General features: G+C 66.0%; 3 protein-coding genes. 1 reads left to right on the forward strand and 2 read right to left on the reverse strand.

Annotated features, from left to right (window positions below; all coding sequences use genetic code 11):
• Positions 1–140 precede the first annotated feature (140 nt).
• The gene (locus ACYPYD_RS17585) at positions 141–482 is read right to left on the reverse strand and encodes a DUF952 domain-containing protein (RefSeq protein WP_459664492.1); all 342 of its coding nucleotides are present in this window, start codon (positions 480–482) and stop codon (positions 141–143) included.
• Positions 479–3,214 (reverse strand): DNA gyrase subunit A, encoded by a 2,736-nt coding sequence (gyrA, locus tag ACYPYD_RS17590; RefSeq protein ID WP_008832204.1) that lies wholly within the window; start codon positions 3,212–3,214, stop codon positions 479–481. The genes ACYPYD_RS17585 and gyrA overlap by 4 nt, the downstream gene beginning before the upstream one ends.
• Before the next feature lie 302 nt (positions 3,215–3,516).
• Between gyrA and ACYPYD_RS17595 the strand changes: the two genes are divergently transcribed.
• The gene (locus ACYPYD_RS17595; protein WP_459664493.1) at positions 3,517–4,857 is read left to right on the forward strand and encodes a hypothetical protein; all 1,341 of its coding nucleotides are present in this window, start codon (positions 3,517–3,519) and stop codon (positions 4,855–4,857) included.
• The last annotated feature ends 207 nt before the right edge of the window (positions 4,858–5,064 follow it).

The raw sequence follows: 5,064 nt of genomic DNA on the forward strand, positions 1-5,064 counted from the left end.
AAGGCCGGGATCGCTGGCCGTAAAAGCCCACCTCTCGCGAGAACGTCCTGACGCGCGCTATCGCCTCAAGAACTGCCAGCGATCCCGGCCTTCGCCGGGATGACGGATCGGCCGTGATGGCAGATCGGGTGCGATGATGATCAGCGTGGAAGCTGCAGCGCTCCGCCCGCATCGCGCTCGACCGGGCCGTGCACGACCACCGCTGACAACGGCAAGTCTGCATAGATGTGCGGGAACAGCGCGCCGCCGCGCGAGACTTCCCACTTCACGGTGTCGCCCAGCGCGGTCAGATCCACGGCGGCGATGTGCAGGTCGTCCTGTCCGGCGAAGTGCTTGTCCAGCGTGCCCTGCGCCTGATCGGCAGTGGACATATGGATGTAACCGTCGGCCAGATCGACTGGCGCCCCGGCAAAGGTCCCGTCGGCGAGCAGCCGTGCAAGCTGCTCGCCGGTCAGGATTTTATATGCGACCGTATCCCTCACGCTTCGGCTTCCGGAGCCTCCGGCGCGGCCTCGTCGGCTACCGGGGTCTCGACTTCCGGTTCTTCGTCCAGCCGGACCGCGCTGACGACGTGCTCGTTCGCCGAGACGGTGAACAGGCGCACGCCCGCCGAGCCGCGACCGATCACGCGCAGCGAATGGAGCGGCAGACGGATCAACTTGGCCTGGTCGGTAACCAACATCAGCTGCTGGGCAAGGGTCGCCGGGAAGCTGGCGACTACCGGACCGTTGCGGCCGATGTTGTCGATATTGGTGATGCCCTGGCCGCCGCGACCGGTGCGGCGGTACTCGTAAGCCGAGGACAGCTTACCGTAGCCGTTGGCACAGACCGTCAGGATGAACTGCTCGCGCTCTTCCAGTTCGGCCATGCGCTCTGCGGAGAGAGTGGATTCGCCCTCCTTGTCGCCCTTCCACGGGGCGAAGCGCAGATACTGCTCACGGTCTTCGGCATCGGTGCCGACGCGGTGGAGGATCGAGAGCGAGATGACCTCGTCGTCACCCTTCAGCGTCATGCCGCGCACGCCGGTGGACGTGCGGCTCGTGAATTCGCGCACGTCGTCGCCGGGGAAGCGGATCGCCTTGCCCTGGCGGGTGGCGAGCAGCACGTCGTCGCTGGCCTCCAGCAGTGCCACGCCGATCAGGCGATCATCGCTGCCTTCGTCGAAACGCATCGCGAACTTGCCGTTGCTGGGGATGTTCGCGAAGGAATCCATGGAGTTGCGGCGCACGTTGCCCTTGGCGGTGGCGAACACGACCGACAGCGCGCTCCACTCCGTCTCGTCCTCGGGCAGGGCGAGCACGGTCTGGATCGTCTCGTCCTTGTCGAGCGCCGGCAGCAGGTTGACGATCGGGCGTCCGCGCGTGGTCGGGCCGCCTTCGGGCAGCTTGTAGACCTTGAGGCGGTAGACCTTGCCTGCGGTGGAGAAGAACAGCACCGGGTTGTGGGTGGAAGTGACGAACATCGTCGTCACCGCATCCTCGTCCTTGGTGGCCATGCCGGCGCGGCCCTTGCCGCCGCGGTTCTGGGCGCGGAAGGCGGACAGGGCAGTGCGCTTGATGTAGCCGTCCATGGTCACGGTAACGACCATGTCCTCGCGCTCGATCAGGTCTTCGTCGTCGATGCCGTCGAAGGCGGCGGTGATCTCGGACAGGCGCGGGGTGGCATAGGCGTCTCGCACGGCCTGCAGTTCCTCGCGCATGACGGCGTAGAGCTTCACGCGGTCGGCGAGGATGGCGAGGAATTCCTCGATGGCGATCGCGAGTTGCTTCAGCTCGTCGCCGATCTCGTCGCGGCCGAGAGCGGTCAGGCGGTGCAGGCGCAGGTCGAGGATCGCCTTCACCTGTACTTCGGACAGGCGGTAGATACCGTCGGCGGCTTCGGCCTCGGGCTCGATCGCCTCGACCAGACGGATGTACTGCGCGATGTCGCCGATCGGCCATTCCTTGGCGAGCAGCTTGGCGCGGGCGTCGGCCGGATTGGAGGCGCCGCGGATGATCTTCACCACCTCGTCCATGTTGGACACGGCGACGACGAGGCCGAGCAAGATGTGCGCCCGGTCGCGCGCCTTGTTCAGTTCGAACTTGGTGCGGCGGGTGATGACCTGCTCGCGGAACTGGATGAACGCCTGCAGGATGTCGCGCAGGGCCATGATCTCGGGGCGGCCGCCGCGGATCGCCAGCATGTTCGCGGCGAAATTCGACTGTGCCGGGGTGCTGCGCCACAGCTGGTTGAGCACGACTTCCGGCGAGGCGTCGCGCTTGAGGTCGATGACCACGCGCACGCCTTCGCGGTTGGATTCGTCGCGGATGTCGGAGACGCCCTCGATCCGCTTGTCCTTGGCGGCCTCGGCGATCTTCTCGACCAGATTGGACTTGCCGACCTGGTAGGGGATCGAGGTGAGGACGATCGAGCGCGAATCCTTGCGGCTGCCGCGCCCTTCCTCGACGTGGCTGCGGCAGCGCTGGATGATCGAGCCGCGCCCGGTGGTGGCGGCGAGCCGGGCGCCGTGCTGGCCCAGGATCAGCGGGGCGGTGGGGAAATCGGGGCCGGGGATGATCTGGAACAGTTCCTCCGAGGTGATCCCCGGATTGTCCATCATCGCGAAGCAGCCGTCGATCACTTCGCCCAGGTTGTGCGGCGGGATGTTGGTCGCCATGCCGACCGCGATGCCGCCCGCGCCATTGACGAGGATGTTCGGGAAGCGCGCCGGAAGCACCGTCGGCTCCTGACGCGAACCGTCGTAGTTGTCCGCGAAGTCGACGGTGTCCTTGTCGAGATCGTCGAGCAGCGAGTTGGCGACGCGGGCGAGGCGCGCCTCGGTGTAGCGCATCGAGGCCGGCGGATCGGGGTCCATCGAGCCGAAGTTGCCCTGACCGTCGATCAGCGGCACGCGCATCGACCAGTCCTGCGTCATGCGCGCAAGGGCGTCGTAGATCGCGCTGTCGCCGTGTGGGTGGTAGTTGCCCATCACGTCGCCGACGATCTTGGCCGACTTGCGATAAGGACGCCCGGCGACGAAGCCGCCTTCCTGCGAGGCATAGAGGATGCGCCGGTGCACCGGCTTCAGGCCGTCGCGCACGTCGGGCAGCGCGCGGCTGACGATCACGCTCATCGCGTAGTCGAGGTAGCTCGTCTTCATCTCGTCGACGATGTCGATGCGGGTGAATTCGCCCTCGGGGCCTACGGGCTGGATATCGTTGGTGTCGTCGCTCACGCGGGTTGGATCGCTTTTGCTACGGAAGAAGAATGATGGACCGCACTAGGACATGCGCCAGGGGAAAGCCACCGGAACCGGGGGCGGCGAGGGGCGATGCGTGCCGTTTTCCACATATAAGGAACGCACGCGCGCGGGGAACCTGAACGGCTGCGACGAATTGCATTCAATGCGCGTTCAGTGGCTAAAAGCTAATTCGCTCGCATGGTTGCCAAGGGCCGAATTCCCGGCCAAACCGGCGACCGCCTTATTTTCATCCCGTTTCGGCGGGATTTCGTTTGTCCTTGAGAGGAGTAGCCTTGATGGCTCGCAAGTTCCTTGTTTCCCGTGTCGCTCTTGCCGCCCTCCTGTCGAGCGGTATGGCGCTGACGGTCGCCACCCCCGCGATGGCCGCGAAGAAGGAGAAGGAAGCCGCAGGCGGCAAGTTCTCCCCCGAGTTCGTGAAGGTCGCCCAGCCGCTGCAGAAGGCCATGGAAGCCGCGATCGCTGCTCTCGGCGGCCAGCAGACCCCCGACGCGATGGCCAAGGCCAAGGCCGCCTTCGACGCCGCCGTCGGCGGTGACGGCAAGGCCGCGTTCCAGGCCGCCGTGCCGGCCGCAACCACGCCCGACGACAAGAACGCACTCGGCTCGATGATGCGCAACTTCGGTATCATCTCGCAGGATCTCGCCACCAAGCAGGAAGGCAACAAGATGTTGCTCTCCAGCGGCAAGCTGCCCGCCGAGGAAGTCGGCAAGACCAACTACGATGCTGGCATCACCGCCTACCAGCTCAAGGACTACGCCAGCGCGGCAACGTACCTGAAGGCGGCGAAGGACGGCGGCTTCGTCGATTCGTCGGGCCAGCTCGATGCGGTCCTCGCCGATGCCTACAAGCGCAACAACAACCCCGAGGCCGCCCTGCAGATGGCCAAGGACGATGTTGCCGCCGCGCAGGCCAAGGGCCAGGCGCCTTCGGAAACCGCGCTGCGCTCGGTCCTCCAGCAGACCTACACCGCCAAGCAGCTCGCCCCGTCGACCGAATATGCGGCGATGCTCGGCCAGTATTACCCGGGCACCTGGAACACCGCGATCTCGGTGGTCCGCCAGTTGGCCTCGCTGCCGCGCGACCAGAACCTCGACCTGATGCGCCTGATGTTCCTCACCGGTTCGATGAACGACAAGCGCGACTACTTCGAATACCTCGAGAACGCCGATCCGCGCGCGTTCCCGGGCGAAGCGAGCAAGGTCATGGCCGACGGCATCGCCAAGGGCAAGCTGACCGCCGGAGACGTGCCGGACAAGGCTAACACCGACGGCCGCGTCGCAGCGGACAAGGCTTCGCTGCCCGCTACCGAGCGTGACGCCAACAAGCCGGGGGCCACTGCCGCTGCCGTCGTCGGCGCTGCGGACGTGTTCCTGAGCTACGATCAGGCCGCCAAGGCCGAGCCGCTTTACGCCAAGGCCGCGTCGATGCCGGGCGTCGATGCCAACAAGGTGGCGCTGCGCCTCGGCATGTCGCAGGCTTTGCAGGGCAAGTACGCCGATGCGGAAGCCAACTTCGCCAAGGTCACCGGCACTCGCGCGCCGGTTGCCAAGCTGTGGTCGGCTTATGCCAAGAGCAAGGCTTCGCCTGCTCCGGCAGCGGCTCCTGCAGCGAACTGAGCTTTCGGTTCAGACTGAATCGGGAAGGGCGCCGGGTTTCCGGCGCCCTTTTTGGCGGCCAATGTCCAAGCAGCGGGCATCGCCCCATCGCTACCGTTCAAACATCATCGTCATCCCAGCGAAGGCTGGGACCGCTGGCCGTACTTGACGCGATAGCCCGCGTTAGAACGCCCGGACGCGAGGCGGTCTGTTCACGGCCAGCGGTCC

The organism is Novosphingobium sp. 11B, from assembly GCF_054589055.1.

Coding starts and splice junctions, on each gene's coding strand:
- ACYPYD_RS17595 (WP_459664493.1), top strand. CDS start 3,517: ATGGCTCGCAAGTTCCTTGTTTCCCGTGTCGCTCTTGCCGCCCTCCTG.